The organism is Alteromonas sp. G4i13, assembly GCF_054960505.1.
Genome location: NZ_JBHNYX010000023.1, coordinates 13112 through 30121, shown reverse-complemented (window position 1 = coordinate 30121; position 17010 = coordinate 13112). Strand labels below are relative to the sequence as shown.

13 protein-coding genes are annotated in these 17010 nt (G+C 45.9%); 1 reads left to right on the top strand and 12 read right to left on the bottom strand.

What is annotated here, in order from left to right; translation table 11 throughout:
• From ACFI6J_RS12570 to murJ, 10 genes are all read right to left on the bottom strand, one after another.
• Entirely contained in the window at positions 1-4071 is a 4071-nt protein-coding gene (locus tag ACFI6J_RS12570; RefSeq protein ID WP_462586190.1) for a PilC/PilY family type IV pilus protein, read from the bottom strand.
• Positions 4072-4079: 8 nt separating this feature from the next.
• The gene (locus tag ACFI6J_RS12565; RefSeq protein ID WP_014950125.1) at positions 4080-4643 is read right to left on the bottom strand and encodes a PilX N-terminal domain-containing pilus assembly protein; all 564 of its coding nucleotides are present in this window, start codon (positions 4641-4643) and stop codon (positions 4080-4082) included.
• Positions 4640-5497, bottom strand: a complete 858-nt coding sequence (locus ACFI6J_RS12560; RefSeq protein WP_156078597.1) for a PilW family protein — start codon at positions 5495-5497, stop codon at positions 4640-4642. Before ACFI6J_RS12560 ends, ACFI6J_RS12565 begins: the two co-directional genes overlap by 4 nt.
• Positions 5494-6144 (bottom strand): PilV family protein, encoded by a 651-nt coding sequence (locus ACFI6J_RS12555; RefSeq protein WP_080590400.1) that lies wholly within the window; start codon positions 6142-6144, stop codon positions 5494-5496. The genes ACFI6J_RS12560 and ACFI6J_RS12555 overlap by 4 nt, the downstream gene beginning before the upstream one ends.
• Positions 6145-6539: 395 nt before the next feature.
• A complete protein-coding gene (gene ispH / locus ACFI6J_RS12550; RefSeq protein WP_049586577.1) occupies positions 6540-7484 on the bottom strand; it encodes a 4-hydroxy-3-methylbut-2-enyl diphosphate reductase in 945 nt (314 codons plus the stop codon).
• A gap of 2 nt (positions 7485-7486) precedes the next feature.
• Complete coding sequence (gene fkpB / locus ACFI6J_RS12545; RefSeq protein ID WP_014950129.1) at positions 7487-7954, bottom strand: FKBP-type peptidyl-prolyl cis-trans isomerase; 468 nt, start codon at positions 7952-7954, stop codon at positions 7487-7489.
• Positions 7955-7968: 14 nt separating this feature from the next.
• Entirely contained in the window at positions 7969-8517 is a 549-nt protein-coding gene (gene lspA / locus ACFI6J_RS12540) for a signal peptidase II (protein WP_348670739.1), read from the bottom strand.
• Entirely contained in the window at positions 8510-11329 is a 2820-nt protein-coding gene (gene ileS / locus ACFI6J_RS12535; protein ID WP_283614773.1) for an isoleucine--tRNA ligase, read from the bottom strand. Before ileS ends, lspA begins: the two co-directional genes overlap by 8 nt.
• 270 nt (positions 11330-11599) lie before the next feature.
• The gene (ribF, locus tag ACFI6J_RS12530; RefSeq protein WP_014950132.1) at positions 11600-12520 is read right to left on the bottom strand and encodes a bifunctional riboflavin kinase/FAD synthetase; all 921 of its coding nucleotides are present in this window, start codon (positions 12518-12520) and stop codon (positions 11600-11602) included.
• Positions 12521-12636: 116 nt separating this feature from the next.
• Positions 12637-14196: a murein biosynthesis integral membrane protein MurJ gene (gene murJ / locus ACFI6J_RS12525; protein ID WP_348670910.1), complete on the bottom strand. Its 1560-nt coding sequence runs from the start codon at positions 14194-14196 to the stop codon at positions 12637-12639.
• A 450-nt stretch (positions 14197-14646) separates the two neighbouring features.
• Between murJ and rpsT the strand changes: the two genes are divergently transcribed.
• The gene (gene rpsT / locus ACFI6J_RS12520; RefSeq protein WP_014950134.1) at positions 14647-14910 is read left to right on the top strand and encodes a 30S ribosomal protein S20; all 264 of its coding nucleotides are present in this window, start codon (positions 14647-14649) and stop codon (positions 14908-14910) included.
• Between the two features lie 173 nt (positions 14911-15083).
• Here rpsT and ACFI6J_RS12515 read toward each other — a convergent pair whose 3' ends face one another.
• Both ACFI6J_RS12515 and ACFI6J_RS12510 read right to left on the bottom strand, forming a co-directional pair.
• Positions 15084-15836 (bottom strand): SDR family oxidoreductase, encoded by a 753-nt coding sequence (locus ACFI6J_RS12515; RefSeq protein ID WP_039216949.1) that lies wholly within the window; start codon positions 15834-15836, stop codon positions 15084-15086.
• The gene (locus ACFI6J_RS12510; RefSeq protein ID WP_348670909.1) at positions 15836-16966 is read right to left on the bottom strand and encodes a phosphotransferase family protein; all 1131 of its coding nucleotides are present in this window, start codon (positions 16964-16966) and stop codon (positions 15836-15838) included. The genes ACFI6J_RS12515 and ACFI6J_RS12510 overlap by 1 nt, the downstream gene beginning before the upstream one ends.
• Between the last annotated feature and the right edge of the window lie 44 nt (positions 16967-17010).

Sequence of the window (17010 nt, the reverse complement as noted above, 5' to 3'; positions counted from 1 at the left end):
TTATTCCCTCTCTGTTTCTGAGTGCCAACTACCACGCTGAATTCGCTCGAATCTTCCGTAAATATTTTCAGCTAAACACTCAAATGCGTTAGTACATGCCTCGTCGTTGCCATCTTCATCAACGTCAATCACTGCTGAGACACATTCAGTACCCAAGCAAACCACTGGACTCACAATATCTTCTATAAGAATTTTGGTCTCTGGTGCGATGCCAGTTTGTTTTAATTCTGCTGAGCGGTCAGCGTCGTTAACTTCTCCGTCATTATTTACATCTGTGACGGCGTTGCCATTAAACATACTGACTAAATAAGCGCGACTATTACCCGTGGGCGGAGCACATGCACTGGTACTACTCACCGCCGGAACATAGGTCGTAAAGAACACCTTGTAATCGATAATTAGCGGAGAAGACAGTACCTTTTCACCGTTAGTGGTTAAATTCAAATACCACCCAGCCTTGTTAGCAAAGTCCTGTGAAGCCAACTCGCGCTCCCCCTCGTCACTACTATTTAAGGCATGACTCGTGGCGTTGTACATTCCACTCTCATAAACCGTTTGCATAAATGTGTAATTCCCATTTACATCACGGTTAAATACGCCGCTGTCTTTAAGCATATAAAAGTTGTCTTCAACTACGGTATCTAGCGGAGATGCACGCCATCCACTGCCAAGGGCTATGCCATAATACAACTCATCGCCTAGCGCTATCTCTGTTACGTCTGGCCCATAGTAGAAATGTCGGTTGGTTTCTGCTGTGTCGCCACCGAAGTCGGCAATGCGCGCGCCTTTTATAAAATTCGTACCTGAATTTCCATTATAGATGTCTAACCTGAATAACTGGCCGCCCATATCGGCCACATACATATGGTCCGCAAACCCATCGTTATCCCTATCAATAACTGAAATTCGCCCTGGAACGCTGTATGTCATATTCGTTAAGTTTAAATCCGCATCTTCATTACTTGCATGCCACAAGAGGCTGCCAGTATCAGCGTCGAACATAAACACAGCATTGCCAACGACATCATTTGCTCGAATAGCACGATCATCTTGTACGTCATCGTAGCCACCGCCAACAATCATGACATTTTTAACTTGTCCGCCCATGTTCACTTTAGTAATTGTTGGTCTCGACCACGTCTGGCCCAACTTTGTCAGCGTCCCCGCCCCGCCTTCAATTTTGAATTTCAGCGTGGGTGAGGTCTTTTGCGTCACATCAAAGACATAATAATTACGTCCCCCCCTGCGCATACCAACATAAAGGTACTTGTTGTCTCCAACTGTTCTTAGAATCATGTCACCATCTAAGCCATATTTGTGCTCTAGCGATGATGTGTCTTTATAAAAATGATGTAGATTCTGCAGCAATGTTTTAGGCATGATGGCAAAGTTCTCTTCGCCTGTTGAAGTGTCGAATGAATGCAACATTCCTTGGTTGGTGGCGACAAAAATGGCCGAGTCGTCAGTACCGTAGTTAACAATTATAGGCTGAGAGTGAATGGGATCGCCCATTTGAGAGCGATAGTCAGTTGTACTTCCATCGCCGTTACTGTCTTTTACGTCCACGCCTCGAGTCCACTTTAAGATGGCATCTCTTAGTGCATTCGCGTCAGTTTCATCCTGAATGGCAAGGTCAGCATTCGTTATATTCGTATTGTTTTCGTGTAATTCATTGGCACTTCTTACAATGCTACCCGTATCATTGAACACGTATATATTTCGGTTCCCGCCCAAGCGACTGGCTGCTCCACCTTCACTCACCTCGCTGCCGTCAGCAAGGGTTGACCAATAGCTGTGTGCATTTTCAGCGAAGAATCCCGTAACGCTATCCACCGCATTTAGGCTGTTTTTGTCGAGAATTTCATCACCACTTAAGCGATAACGTTTAAGGTTCCCAGGCCAAATCGCCCCTTCGCTCGGCTTAAACAATGCGAAGTATAATTCATCTCTATGGGTTAGACGGTTTAGCTGGTTAACCGCCACACCAGGCGACACAAAGGTTGCATTAATATCTTTTACAGAACGCAAAATAGTATTAAACGCCTCGAGCAAATCCGTACTGTTATCTGCCTGATAGAAACCACCACCACTTTGCAAAGCAAGCTGATTAAGGAAGTTGTTGGCGTTATTGTTCGCCGCAAACCCGATGGTGTGTGTAATAACCCTTGGGCCTATTACTGACGTTGACGCTTCACTGATATTTCTCACTAAATCTAGGCCGCACTTCTCACCGCTACTTCCGGTACAGCTTTTACCAAGTAACGTCTGAATTTTCGAAACACTGTGGTTGTTGTTCGCTTCACCGTCGGACAATAAAACAATGTGGTTGTTCGTTTGGCACTGTAGGTCAGACACTGGCGAAATGTAACTTGCCGGTGTTGGGATCTGCTCAGTGATACAGTCGCTGTCTGACAAGTTGTCTTCCGAGCAGCCCGAAGGCAAAATTGAATCTGCACCTATATAAGAGCTTCTGTGGCTCACACGAGTACTTCTTCGCACAGAGCTGCTAACGTCACTTTCCCCACGTTTTCGCCCATAATCTACGTCTCTACCGCCATAATAGTTAGCCGCTTCCAACAATGTGTCTACTATAGGGGTTAGACCGTTGGCGCTAAGCTCATCTATTTTGCTGATCAAATGTTCACGGACCGTTGCTGAAGCGCCCGGTGTCGCCGAGCCGTTAAACTTCACAATAAGCTTCGGTGCTTTAGATGGCGAGTTGTTATACGTATGCGCACCGCGGTACGACACAAAATCATCAAGAACAAATGCCATATCGTTACCTGACTGCCACCCTGAACGATCAACAATTTGCTTAACAATGTTGCTCACGTCAGGCGTACGGTAGGTATAATTGTTGTAAAAATCAGGCATGGACCAAGTAATACCCGATGTTTTAGGCAAATTTCGTAAGCGGTTACGACGGTCTGGATGAAAATCAGACGCATCATCATCAGCTACGCCCCTAATACGCATGCTCGGGTTACCATAGGTCACCGTACTGTAAGCAGTAAACTCAAGATACGCTTCTGTTACTACCGCCCCTTGAGGAATGTTCACATTGCGAAATCGAACGCCTATGTAATCATTGTAAGATGGGTGGAAGGTCAGTTCACTGCCGGTATTCGGGTAGCCGTTTACGTTCTCTTCCAAGTTATCTCGTGAACTGGCTACTTGATAAATTGCTTCGCCTTGAACACAGCCCGTAGCGGTAGAGTCATCATAAGTTACCACCAACTGTGGCGCACCACTTTGGCCTACGTCGCTGGCTCTTACCTCACGAGAGCTTGCTGAATCGGTGCTTGAGCCTTCTATTAAAATGTTAAGGTTCTTGCCGCCACACCATGCCGATAAATCGACGACTTCTTGAATGACTGCGCTTATGTCAGGTGTAGTTATCACCTCGCCTGAGGCGGGAAAGCTATTATCGGTTACCCACTCAACGTTAGCCGCGGTCTTCGTTCGCGCACTCAAATTGTTCGAAGACGAAGCAAAGGCTGTACTTGATGCAGATGCTTCAGCTGATATGACAAGGGATGTACCCGCCACATTGAATTTTTCTGAAGTAAACCTAATACTGGCATTAACGATTGTCGCGCCTTGAGGTATGTTTAACTCGGTAAAACGCAGACCAGAGGTTACGGTTTGGGTACCGCTGCTTAATACAAGGTCATTGCTGTCAGTGGTAACGCTACCGTCTATTTCATGTGCGTCGTGATCGTCGTCGTTGGTTGAAATGATAATTTCAGGTCTTACCGCTTCATCTATATTGCGAACCGGATAGAGGATTGGGCCACCGTAATCCGAAAAACGCATCAAACCTGCGTTAATATTGGTCGCCGAACCGAGCGCTTCTTTTAGTGCATTCTGTACGCGCAACATTCGAGTTTGGCTGGTGTTATCGTACGATCCCATACTTCCCGATGAGTCCATGATAAACAGCACATTCGGGTTATAGGTTACGGCGTTATTTGCGTTGCCTAGGTAAATATCGAGGTCGTCACCAAATGCAGAGAAACCGATACAGCTAAATAGTGTAATAGAGGCAAGGTAAGTCGAGAGTTTCTTCATATTAATACCTATTGAGACGCAGGGCCAAATACAGAGGCAGCCAAGCTGTTCGCCACAACAGAAGATTTACCCGCCACTTTCCCACATCCTCTGATAATGAATACATGGCAATTGACGTTGCTTCCACCAATCACGTTACTCGAGCCTCGACAAGCCTGCTCTCTGATAAAGGCAGTGCGCGACCAACTCTTTGACGAGGCCTCACTTTGATACGTGCCATCCACCACATGTCTGTCACCAACAGCAAGGCCGCCTTCAGTCATATATCTGTCAGTCCACTCCCCGTCATCGAAACAGCTCATTGAATCTGCTTCAGGGTCAAACACGTTACCCTGCCGAGCTTCCGAGAGCGGGTCTGTCTTGTTCGGATCGGTAAGTAAGGTTTCATCTTCAGATTCAAAGAAAACGCCCGCGATCGCCGCTTCAGCAGCATCAAAAGCCAAACCACTTTGCTGCATAGACACTGCCATTTTAGACTGAGACAAGCTACTGGTTACCGCGCTTACCCCTAAAACAGTGATTGAAAGCAACACAAGAAGTGCGAATACCATCACTAAGCCTTGTTGTTTCATCGCGAACTCCTGACAAAATTTTTCATATTTCGAAGTGCCAACGTTTTTGAGAACACTTGATAATAATGGGCCGTGTCCATCGTTTTAGATGCTTCGTTTAACAGCGCATATTTCTGAGACTGTGTTTGTCTCACTTCATTTTGATAGCTTTTAAGCATTAGCGCCCAGCGCAGTGACACAACTTGTTGATTTAGCGCCCTTAAATCTTCAATTTCATCTGCGGTTACATACGAAACAGCTTGCCCTTGAGAATTGGTAATGCTGCTTGAAACGCCGAACTGCACTTGGAAACTTTCGACGTTATCGAGCAATGTTACGGTAAGGGGCGACACTGTCTGCACCTTTAGGCCACGAAGTACACGACCATCATATCCTGTGCACTTAAGTGTACTGCCGCTTACAAAGTAGTGATTAACAACGTGAAACTCGAGACCGCCATAGCCGTGCTGGTTTCCAGTACAATCTTCGTCACTTAGTAGGCTTACAACCAGCTTATCACTGCCGCCACTAGAGGTTTGTATGCTGCCTAGTGTCGCGTTGGTAGCGAAATCCCCTGCTACAGCGATGGGGTGATTTTCCACATAGGCCGCTTCAGCAACGATATCAACGGATGTATCCACATCCGCGATTATCTGATCATAACGGCCGACTTCATAGAATTCTGCAGAGAGGCGAGCCATGATAAAGCGGCCTGACTCTTGAACTTGAGCCACGGCTTGATTGAGCTTATTCGTCACGCTACTACTGACGAGCACTTGAATAATCGCGCCTGATATCACTAACCCCAGCGTTAACGTAATCATTAACTCGACAAGGGAGAAACCCTGCTGTGGGCGGTGGCGACGTGCATTCATAATGTAATGTCCTTAAACACACATGCGTTACTGTCACCTTCAGATTCGTTACATCGCGCATTAAGGGTATAGGTCTGATTTCCCGAAGAAGCGACAGGCCACGTCAACAACACTTCTACACGAGAACCTGCACTACAGCTGTAAATATCTGCCGTATTGTTGTCGTCACACGATACCGACACTTTAGTTTGAGGATTGGTTTGTACCGCTGAACACGATAGCGCCCAACCATCGTACTCAGCCATCTGTGCTTCAGTACAAGCCTGGCCTTCGCAATTTGGGATCCCTGCCGGCCTTGCCAGACAGTAGCAGTGATAAGGATGAGACGAGCCAGAACAACTTAACGTGGCAAAATTATAGGTATCGCTAGAGAAGTACGCATTGTTGACTACCATGCCGTCTCCCACTGTTGCTGGGCGAGCGGCGGCTCTCAATCGTTCTGCAACTTGTGCTGCCACCATTTCGGCCTGAGTTCGGCTTATTGCGTCTTTATTGGCAAAAGAGCCCGTAAACTGGAGCGCAGCAACACCCAGTAAGCCCACAGCTAATATAAATAAGGTGATTAAGATCTCTATAAGACCTGCACCGCGTTGTGCGCGAATATGACTTCCCTTCACTCGCTTCATTATCACCTTTTCAGCAATCATCTTTTTTTGCCATATACCTAACATTCAAATTGGTGTTATCACCAATGTAGTATAGTAAGACAAAAGCGTATAACACTGGGTATCAATGGTTATTAAAACGTATAATTTTCTGTGACCTGTTCTAGCAAGCAAATACAAGGCAGACTGTTCAACCATTTTATCTTTAAAGTAACAGGCTCTAAATGGTTAGCGTGCTATAACACCGCTTTACAATGTACGTTTACGGCACAAAAGGTGCTACCTTAAAGCCGAACCGTGTAGCCTGTTCATGTTAAAATACCCAGTTCTAAAGGTATTATTATCCATTCGCAACTTGTTGAATTTCCAGTAGACAAAAGCATAAAAAAACACCGCAACTAAGTGCGGTGTTTTTTTATTTTGATAGTGCGGATAAATTAAACGACCTGTTTAACACGCAGCTCTTTAGGTACAGCAAATTCCACATTCTCTTCGCGTCCAGCACGCTCAGAAGCTGAAACAGCACCCCACGCTTTGAGCTTGTTTACCACACCTTGCACTAACACTTCCGGTGCAGACGCGCCTGCAGTAACGCCAATATGCTCTACACCTTCTAGCCATTCCTCTTGAATGCAATTAGCGTCAGCAATCAAATACGCTTTTGCGCCAATTTTTTCAGCCAACTCGCGAAGACGGTTCGAGTTTGAGCTATTCTGTGCCCCAACAACCAGTAAAACCTGACAATCTTGGGCTAGGTCGCGAACCGCGTCTTGGCGATTCTGCGTGGCATAGCAAATGTCGTCTTTTCTCGGACCATTGATTTTGGGGAACTTAGCGCGAAGTGCATCAATAACATCGGCGGTATCATCAACAGACAGCGTAGTTTGGCTGCAATAATAAAGGTTGGTCGGATCTTTAACTTCAAGCGTTGCCACATCAGCTTCAGATTCAACTAAATAAATACCGCCATCTTCATTGCTGTACTGCCCCATGGTGCCCTCTACTTCAGGGTGACCAGCATGACCAATCAAGACACATTCAGTGCCCGTTTTGCTAGCGCGGGTAACTTCCATATGTACTTTCGTCACTAAGGGGCACGTGGCATCAAAGACCTTTAAACCGCGATTTTCCGCTTCTTTTCTTACCGCTTGCGATACGCCATGGGCAGAAAATATTACTATGCTGTCGTCTGGTACTTCGTGAAGCTCATCAACAAATAGCGCACCACGCTCACGTAGCCCATCTACCACAAATTTATTGTGTACCACTTCGTGGCGTACATAAATGGGCGGCTCGAACATTTCAAGCGCGCGTTCAACGATGGTGATAGCTCTATCAACGCCCGCGCAGAAGCCACGAGGGTTAGCTAAATGAATTTGCATAACTAGTTTCCACCTTGTGCTGACACGCCAGGTTTAACATCAATAATTTCAACGTCAAAGATAACCGTTTGCCCTGCTAGCGGGTGATTGAAGTCTACCGTAACAGAGTCTCCAGCAGCACTTCGAATAATCCCCGGAATCTCTGAACCGTCAGGCTGAGCAAACGCTAAAATCATGCCTTCCTCAACCTGCAAATCTGCACCAAAGCGGCTTCTATCCATATAGTGAATATTATTCGGATCAGACTGGCCGAATGCATCTTCAGGGCCTAATTTAAATGACTTTTTGTCACCTTTTTTAAGCCCAAGTAAACACGCTTCAAAATTCGGCGTAAGGCTACCGTCACCCATCACCATTTTGGCAGGTTTGTTGTTTACACGAGTACTGTCAGCGGCAGAGCCATCTTCTAGCTTTAAATCAAAGTGAAGAATAACTTCGTTATCAGCACCAATTATCAATGAGTCTGTCATAACCTTTCCGAATACTACTTAATGGTTTCGCTACTGTCTGCCGCGCTTGTTTGCGCGTCTGCACCGTTGCCTTCGCTTTTTTTATCGCCATTTTTAAACATGTCGATAATAAGTAAAGCCGCGCCTATAAATATTGCGCTGTCGGCAATGTTAAACGCTGGCCAGTGGTAATTGTTTACGTAAAAATCTAAAAAGTCGATGACATAACCATGGACTAAACGGTCGTAAACATTGCCTAGTGCACCACCTAGAATAAAGGCAAACGCAACGGGCAGCATTTTTTGCGAACGGGGTGACTGCTTCAGCCACCACAAAATCACTAGACTTACTACAACAGCAATGGCAGTGAAGAACCAGCGCTGCCAGCCACCTGCATTTTCTAAAAAGCTAAATGCGGCGCCGTAATTATGTACGTAAGTAAAGTTAAAAAACGGCAATACCTGTATCGACTGATACAAAGACATACTGTCGATAACCGTGTACTTACTCCATTGGTCGAGGATAAACGCAATTGCGCTTATCCACAAAAAACGCAAGCCTGTTTCGCGAAAAAGCTTAAGCATAGTGGCGCTCTTCTCCATCACCATCAATGTTTGTCACACAGCGACCACAAAGCTCTTCGTGACCTTCATGTGAGCCTACATCTTCACGGTGATGCCAGCAGCGAACACACTTTTCACCGCTTGCTTTATCAACGCTCAACCATAAACCTTCAACGTCTGTAGCTTTCGCATCAGACGGTGCACTGTCAACTTTCGTTAGCGTAACGCCTGATGTAATAAGTACGAAGCGTAGCTCGTCTTCAAGCTTTGCAAGTACGTTGTACAACGACTCGGTAGCATAAAGCGAAATACTCGCTTCTAGTGAGCCACCTAGCTCGCCATCTTTACGCGCCTGTTCCATCGCCTGGTTTGCGGCATCTTTTACGCTTAGCACTTGATGCCATAGGGCATCGTTAAACGTATCGCTTTGCGTGAAGTTATTAAACCCTTCGTACCAGGTTTCAGTGAATACAAACTCGCTGCGCTCACCTGGTAACGTTTCCCAGATTTCTTGAGCAGTAAAGCTGGTAATAGGCGCCATCCAGCGAACCAATGCTTCGATAATATGATACATCGCCGTTTGGCATGAGCGACGGGCAAGGCCATCTGCTTTTGCCGTGTACTGACGGTCTTTAATCACGTCTAAATAGAACGAACCTAACTCAATTGAGCAGAAATGCGTAAGCTTCTGTGACACTACCAGCAAGTCGTAGTTGTCATACGCTTCGATAAGCTCTTCTTGAAGTGCCTTTGCACGAGCAACAATCCAGCGGTCGAGCGCGACCATATCTTCTTCTGCAACCGCATCTTCAACAGCGAAACCATTCAGGTTCGCAAGCAAGAAACGTGCGGTGTTACGTACGCGGCGATAGCCATCTGCAGCACGCTTTAAAATTTCATCCGATACCGCAATTTCACCGCGATAATCAGTAGATGCCACCCATAGACGAAGGATGTCTGCGCCTAATTTGTTAGTCACTTCCTGAGGTGCTACAACGTTACCTACCGACTTCGACATTTTTCTGCCGTGGGCATCTACCGTAAAGCCGTGTGTTAGCACTTCTTTATAAGGCGCGTGACCGTGCATGGCAGTTGATGACATAAGCGAAGACATAAACCAACCGCGATGCTGGTCAGAACCTTCAAGATATAAATCGGCAGAGGCCGGAATGTCATCGCGACGATCGACAACGAAGTAATGCGTTACACCCGAGTCAAACCAAACGTCTAAGGTATCGGTCACTTTTTCATAGTTGTCTAATTCGCTACCAAGCAGGGCTGCATCGTCGAGATCCCACCACGCTTGAATGCCTTTAGCTTCAACTTCTTGTGCCACCTTTTCCATTAACGCCGCAGACTCTGGGTGGATTTCACCGGTAAGTTTGTGCACATACAAAGGAATAGGCACGCCCCACGTACGTTGACGAGAGATACACCAATCTGGACGACCTTCAACCATTTTCTCAATGCGGTTTTGGCCCCAGTCTGGGATCCATTTGGTTTGCTTAATTTGTTCAAGTGATTCAGCGCGAAGGCCTTTTTTATCCATGCTTACAAACCACTGAGGCGTAGCGCGGAAGATGATTGGCGTTTTGTGGCGCCAGCAATGCGGGTAGCTGTGCTCGTATTTTACGTTTAGAACAAGGTTACCCTTCTCTTTAACCGTTTCGATAATTTCATCGTTGGCTTTAAATACAAACTGACCTGCAAACAGCGGTGTGTTTTCAAGGTACACGCCATTGTTGCCTACCGGATTGTACACTTCGATATCGTATTGCTTGCCCACGTTAAAGTCGTCAACACCATGGGCTGGCGCTGTGTGTACACAACCTGTACCAGACTCAGTCGTAACGTGGTCGCCTAGAATTAACGGAACTTCAAGGTCTAAGAATGGGTGATTAACTTTAAGCTTATCAAGCGCAGCACCAGTGCAGGTTGCCACTTCACGGAAATCTTCAACGCCGTAACGGTTCATGCAGCTTTCAAGCAGGTCCTGCGCTACCACTAGCCATTCATTTGAAGGCTGAACTTCAACAATCGCATAGGTAAGCTCTGGGTGTAAGCTGATTGCACGGTTGGCTGGCAGTGTCCACGGTGTGGTAGTCCAAATAACTACACCTGCTTTGTGTGTGGTTAAATCACCTTCAGACACACCAAACGCTTCTGCAATAGCAGCCACATCAGCTACTGGGAACTTAACGTCGATAGCAGGTGATACTTTGTCTTTGTATTCAACTTCTGCTTCAGCAAGTGCCGAACCACAATCTGTACACCAGTGAACAGGTTTGAAGCCCTTTTCTAAGTGACCAGAGTCTACAATTTTACTTAATGCACGAATGATGTCGGCTTCAGATTTGAAGTCCATCGTTTTGTATGGGTTATCCCATTCACCAAACACACCTAAGCGTTTAAAGTCAGCCATTTGGCCGTCAATTTGCTTTTGTGCGTATTCGCGACACTTCTGGCGAAATTCAGCCGCAGTAACTTTCTTACCTGGCTTACCAACTTTCTTTTCTACCATCAATTCAATCGGCAAACCGTGACAGTCCCATCCAGGAACGTACGGAGAATCGAAGTCAGAAAGGTTTTTCGACTTTACAATAATATCTTTGAGAATTTTGTTAACCGCGTGACCAATGTGAATATCGCCATTTGCATAAGGAGGGCCATCGTGAAGAATAAATGGCTTTTTGCCTTTTTTCGCTTCACGAATTTTGCTGTATACCCCTTTTTCCTGCCAGTCTTTAAGCATTTTCGGCTCGCGCTGAGCAAGGTTACCGCGCATAGGAAACGCAGTTTCTGGAAGGTTCAGTGTGGCTTTGTAATCACTCATAAAATTGTATTATCCGGTTACCTTAATTTTCACCCAATGCACTAACACATTGTGAAGGCGATATTCATTTTGCGATGTTCAAATTAAAACGCTGAATGTAAAAGGTTCAACGTAAAACTGTGTGTCGTTCTTACTAGCGCAAGGCTGACGTTAAATGTTCTAGCACAGTGACTTACTTACGCGTTTCGCGAACAAGGATCCACGTTTAAAAAAATCGAGCTCAATAAAACTGATACGCGCAAAAACTTTTCGTGACTTTATCACGTTTAACTATGCTAATAACAGACGCGCTTGTGCTGCATCTGCTTGAATTTGATCTTTCAACGCCTCAAAAGAATCAAATTTAATTTCATCTCTTATTTTTGCCATCGGAAACACCGTAATGGGCTTGCCGTAAAGGTCAGATGACAAATCAAAAATATGGACTTCTAACTGGTTTCTTACCCCGTTAACAGTAGGACGGGTACCAATGTTCGCAACGCCGTTATAGTGTTTACCATCTACGTCGACACGAACTGCGAACACGCCGTGAATTGGCGTTTTTTGGCGTTTTAGCATGACATTCGCGGTGGGAAAACCAATGGTGCGACCTTTTTTCTCGCCGTGAACCACCCTACCGTGAATAGCAAACGGGCGCCCTAGCATTTCGGTAGACAAACCGAAGTCGCTGTCAGCCAACGCTTCTCGCACCGCGGTAGAGCTTATTCGATGGGCATGCATGGTAAAACTGTGGGTGCTTACTACTTCGAAACCGTATTGGCGACCTGCCGCCTCGAGCATTTCGAAATCCCCTTTGCGGCCATTGCCAAAACGGAAATCGTCGCCAACAACAAGAAATTTAACACCCAGTTTGTCCACCAATAAATCGTGAACGAAGGTATCGGCACTTTGCTTAGCAAACTCCGCGTTAAATCGCACAGCAAGCAGTCTGTCGACACCTTGTTGGCGCAGCAACTCGTACTTTTCGCGAAGAGGGCTTATACGCGCTGGCGCTTTGTCAGGCATAAAGACTTCTTCAGGCTGAGGTTCGAACACCATTACGGTGGCAGGAAGTGATAGCGATTTCGCTTTTTCAAGCACGTTAGCCAACACAGCTTGATGACCACGGTGTACGCCGTCGAACTTGCCAATAGTGAGCACACACCCTTTATGGTGCGGTTTTACATTGTTTAGCCCGCGGATAAATTCCACTGTTAGCCACTACCTTTTAACTGCTAGAAAATCAAAGCTCGCGATTATAGCCGACCGCGAGCACAATACCAAGCGCACACGCCATTCTCACATGCCGCCTTTAGTTATACTGAAAATTACTCGCCGCCGCTTTTGAAATGCCTGGGTCGCATGCCCAGCACAACCATGGTGGTCATGAACAGTATGACCGACAGCGATATGGTTATTCCTACTTCTAACATTTGGGCGGAAAGAGACAAATCAAAGAAAGCTAAGCCTTGATCTCGATAATAAATGAGCCCGCCCATGGCTGCACTTGCAATAACTACACGCACAATAAACAGAACCGATGTGCGGCTTAACGCAAATACACCTTGTTTATGCAGCGTAATATAAAGCAAAGCGGCGTTAAGCGTAGCTGACATACTGGTAGCAACAGCAAGCCCTACATAACCAAACGGAATCGCTAAAATAAGGTTAAACACCATGTTAGCGACCATACACCAAATACCAAATTTCACTGGTGTCTTAGTGTCTTGACGGGAGTAAAACCCCGGCGCGAGAATTTTTACCAGCATAAAGCTGATTAAGCCAAATGAGTATGCAGTAAGTGAGTAAGACGCCATGATGGCTGTTTCAGCGGTAAACGCGCCGCGCTGAAAAATAACGGTCAGAATAGGCCTTGCCATCACGCCAAGCCCCACAGCTGCGGGAATACCCAATAAACAGACCATGCGAAACGCCCAATCAATGTTGGCAGCAAACGCTTTGGGATTGTTACTAACGTGATTCCGGGAAAGCGTAGGTAAAATGACTGTTGCGATGGCAATACCAAACAACCCTAGGGGAAATTCAAGCAGCCTGTCTGAATAGTATAACCAGCTAATAGAACCGGTAACTAAAAAGCTGGCGATGAAGGTATCAAACAACAAATTGATTTGCCCTACTGACACACCGAATAAGGCAGGGATCATCAGGGTGCGTACTTTTACCACGTTTTCGTCATGCCAGCCCCACTTTGGCTTTACCAAGAGCCCTGCCCTGAACAAAAACGGTAGTTGAAACAAGAACTGTACGATACCGCCGATAAACACACCCCACGCTAGCGCGTATGCGGGTTGCTCCAGCGTAGGTGCTAAGTATATTGCGCATGCAATAATGCACACGTTAAGTAAAACAGGGGTAAAGGCAGCAACCGCAAACTTATTGAGCGTATTGAGTATCGCCCCTGCCAACCCAGTCAGAGAGATAAACGCCAAATAAGGAAAGGTAATTTTTAACATGGTCGACGCGAGCACAAACTTATCTCCGGCCTCGTCCCCTTCGAGCCACGCCACAAACCAGCCTGTACCAAATAAAGCCGCCAAAACAGGAGATGCTATTACCCCTATAATAGAAACTACAAAAACAATAGCGCCTAATGTACCGCTGACTTTTGCAACGAACTCTCTAAGCTGCTTTTTATCGTCGTTCTCGTGGACTTCGGTTAATACCGGAATAAACGCTTGTGCAAATGCACCTTCAGCGAATAGACGACGAAGAAAATTAGGGATTTTGTTAGCAAAGAAAAATACGTCAGCGGCTGCCCCATCCCCCATAAGCTTGGCAACAACAACATCACGTACCAAGCCTAATACTCGCGAGACCAAGGTCATAATACTGACGATAAGACCAGATTTTATTAACTTCCGTGACACGTCACACTTCCAATAAGAGGTAAAGAATAGGCTGAATTGCATCAGCCATTTGAAAGATAGTCAAAGGCGTCTGCCAAGCGCAAAGCGGCAACGCTAGGTTGCAAGCGAGCCATAATAACTAAAGGCTATCGCAGGTGAAACGATTTCTTCAAAATAGTTGTGCATCTTTAACAACTTTCTTGTTATAATCCGCGCCCGGTATGGGGTGCTGTCGTTTATGCATGTCTATCGCTAAAATGTCTTGAAAGGATATCACTACGAATCTCTTTCAAAAAATGTCGCAGAGAAATGTCGCAAAGAATGTGCAACGTGTTGAGCATACTTTGTGTTCAATAGCTTGCGCGTTTTAACGCGGAACGATTTAAGTTTTAAATCGTTTGACATTTGGGCGTTTGGTAGGCACAATCCGCACCCTCGTTTTTGACATGAATTTATTTTGGGAGTTACACCTTGGCTAACATTAAGTCTGCTAAGAAGCGTGCAATCCAAGCCGAAAAGCGTCGTCAGCACAACGCTAGCCGTCGTTCAATGACTCGTACAAGCATCAAGAAAGTTATCGCTGCAATTGCAAGCGGTGACAAAGAAGCGGCACAAGCTGCACTTACTGCTGCTACTCCAGTACTTGACAGAATGGCTACTAAAGGCTTGATTCACAAGAACAAAGCTGCTCGTCATAAGAGCCGTCTAGCTGCACAAATCAAAGCACTAGGTTAATCTTTACGATTAGTAGTTAAAAAAGCGCCCTTCGGCGCTTTTTTTGTATCTGTAATCGACGCTAATTAGCATGGGTTACTGATTTCAAATTTAGACTTAAAAGCATAAAGCCCACCACTAGGCGAGCTCTGTTACAGTCTTTGCGGTGTGTTCACATCCCAGCTATCCGCTTATCAGCTCATTTTTCTTATTGAGCTTGCCGGTGCAATACGCATGATCCAGTGAAGGATGGCCCAAGGCCAGCTTGGCACAAACGCATTCGCTTTTTCTTTATTGATTGCATTGACCATCGCGCGACAGCCCACATCGGTATCAACAATAAACGGTACTTTCTCTACTTTTTCGTTTATTTCGCTGCGAATAAAACCGGGGTGAATACAGGTGACGTTAATTGGCGTATTCATTACATCCATTCGAATGCCTTCGGTCATTGATGTAAGCCCTGCTTTTGTTGCCGCGTATACAGTCATGGCGCGTCTAAACCCGCGCACCGCGCTTATAGATGAAATCGTCACAAGATGACCACTATTTTGTGCCCTAAAGATAGCCATTGCCGCTTCACATTGTGCTAGCGCCGACACAAAGTTAGTCACCGCCGTTTGCTTGTTAGCGTGGAAATACCCAGTGCCAATAGACGCGCCCTTGCCCATGCCTGCGTTTACAATGACTCTATCAAGGGTTCCCATGTCGGCTTTGAATGCGTCGAATACTTCAAAAACCGCATCGTGATCATTGACATCCAGCGAGCGAATATACACATCAATGTTTGGGTTAATTGAATGCAATTCGTCTTTCAATTTTTCTAAATTCTCAAAGCGTCTTGCGCATAGGGCTAGGTTACAACCCTGTTTGGCAAACTCAATCGCCATTCCCTTGCCTAGGCCTGAACTCGCGCCTGTGATCAGAATATTGCGTCTTGTTGTCATTATCGTTTTCCTGATGCTTTTATGGCCTTATTACAACGCCACATTAAGTAATGAATGAAGATCCAAAAGTTTTTGAACGCTGGATTATTGGTTTGCTTGTGGTGGTATCGATAGTAGATTTGCTGGGCAATACCGGCTAAACGGAAAAGCCCGTATACCTCGTAAAAGGTAAAATCATCTACATCTATTTCCATCTCTTTGCAGTAGTACGCAACCACCTGCATTCGAGTTAGCATACCGGGTAAGTGAGTAGGCTGGCGGCGTGTTGATTGGGCCAAAAAGTCATCATCCGCTTGTACCCAATACGCCAAGGTATTACCCAAGTCCATAAGCGGGTCCCCCAAGGTCGCCAGTTCCCAGTCCAACACACCAATAATTTGCGTATAGTTATCTGGCTTTAACACCACGTTGTCGAATCGGAAGTCATTGTGGGTAATACAAATGCGTTCATTAGCGGGCATGTGGTTTTCTAGCCAGCGCATTATTTTTTTACCCGAGGGGACATTCCAGGTTTTTGCTTTACTATAGCGTTCGCTCCACCCGCTTATTTGGCGTTCTATGTAGCCAGCACCTTTACCTAAGTGCTCAAGCCCCGCTTTCTTATAATCCACTTTATGAAGCTCGATTAAGCTATCAAGTACATTAGTGCAGAGCTGTTTGGTTTGCTGCTCAGACGTGGTTAAGCCTTTGGGTAAGTTCTTACGTGGTATCACGCCGGTAAACTTCTCCATTACGTAAAACTCTGTGCCTATAACGCTCTCGTCTTCACAAAGTCCAAGCATTTCTGGCACATAGCGGTAAACAGGTTTTAACGCATGCTGTAACCGGTACTCCCGCCCCATATCGTGAGCACCTTTCGCTTTAGTACCTGCCGGTGCCCTTCGCAAAATTAACGACGTTTGTTCGCTCTGGTTTTGTTTACTGCCTTGATAGTCCAAGCAATACGTCCAATTAGACGCGCCCCCAGAATACTGGGTGACTTGAGGCAAGCTATCGCTACTTTGTATCGTGGCCTTCAATGATGGACTCGAGGCACTAATATTTTCCTTAAGCCAATTGTGTACAGCGCTGACGTCTAGCTCTTCGCCTGCACGTACGCTGTCAGCTTTATCTACGACCTGTTGTTGCATATCTCATTCTTCTTGTAATTCTGTTTCAAAGGGCCTATTCAAAG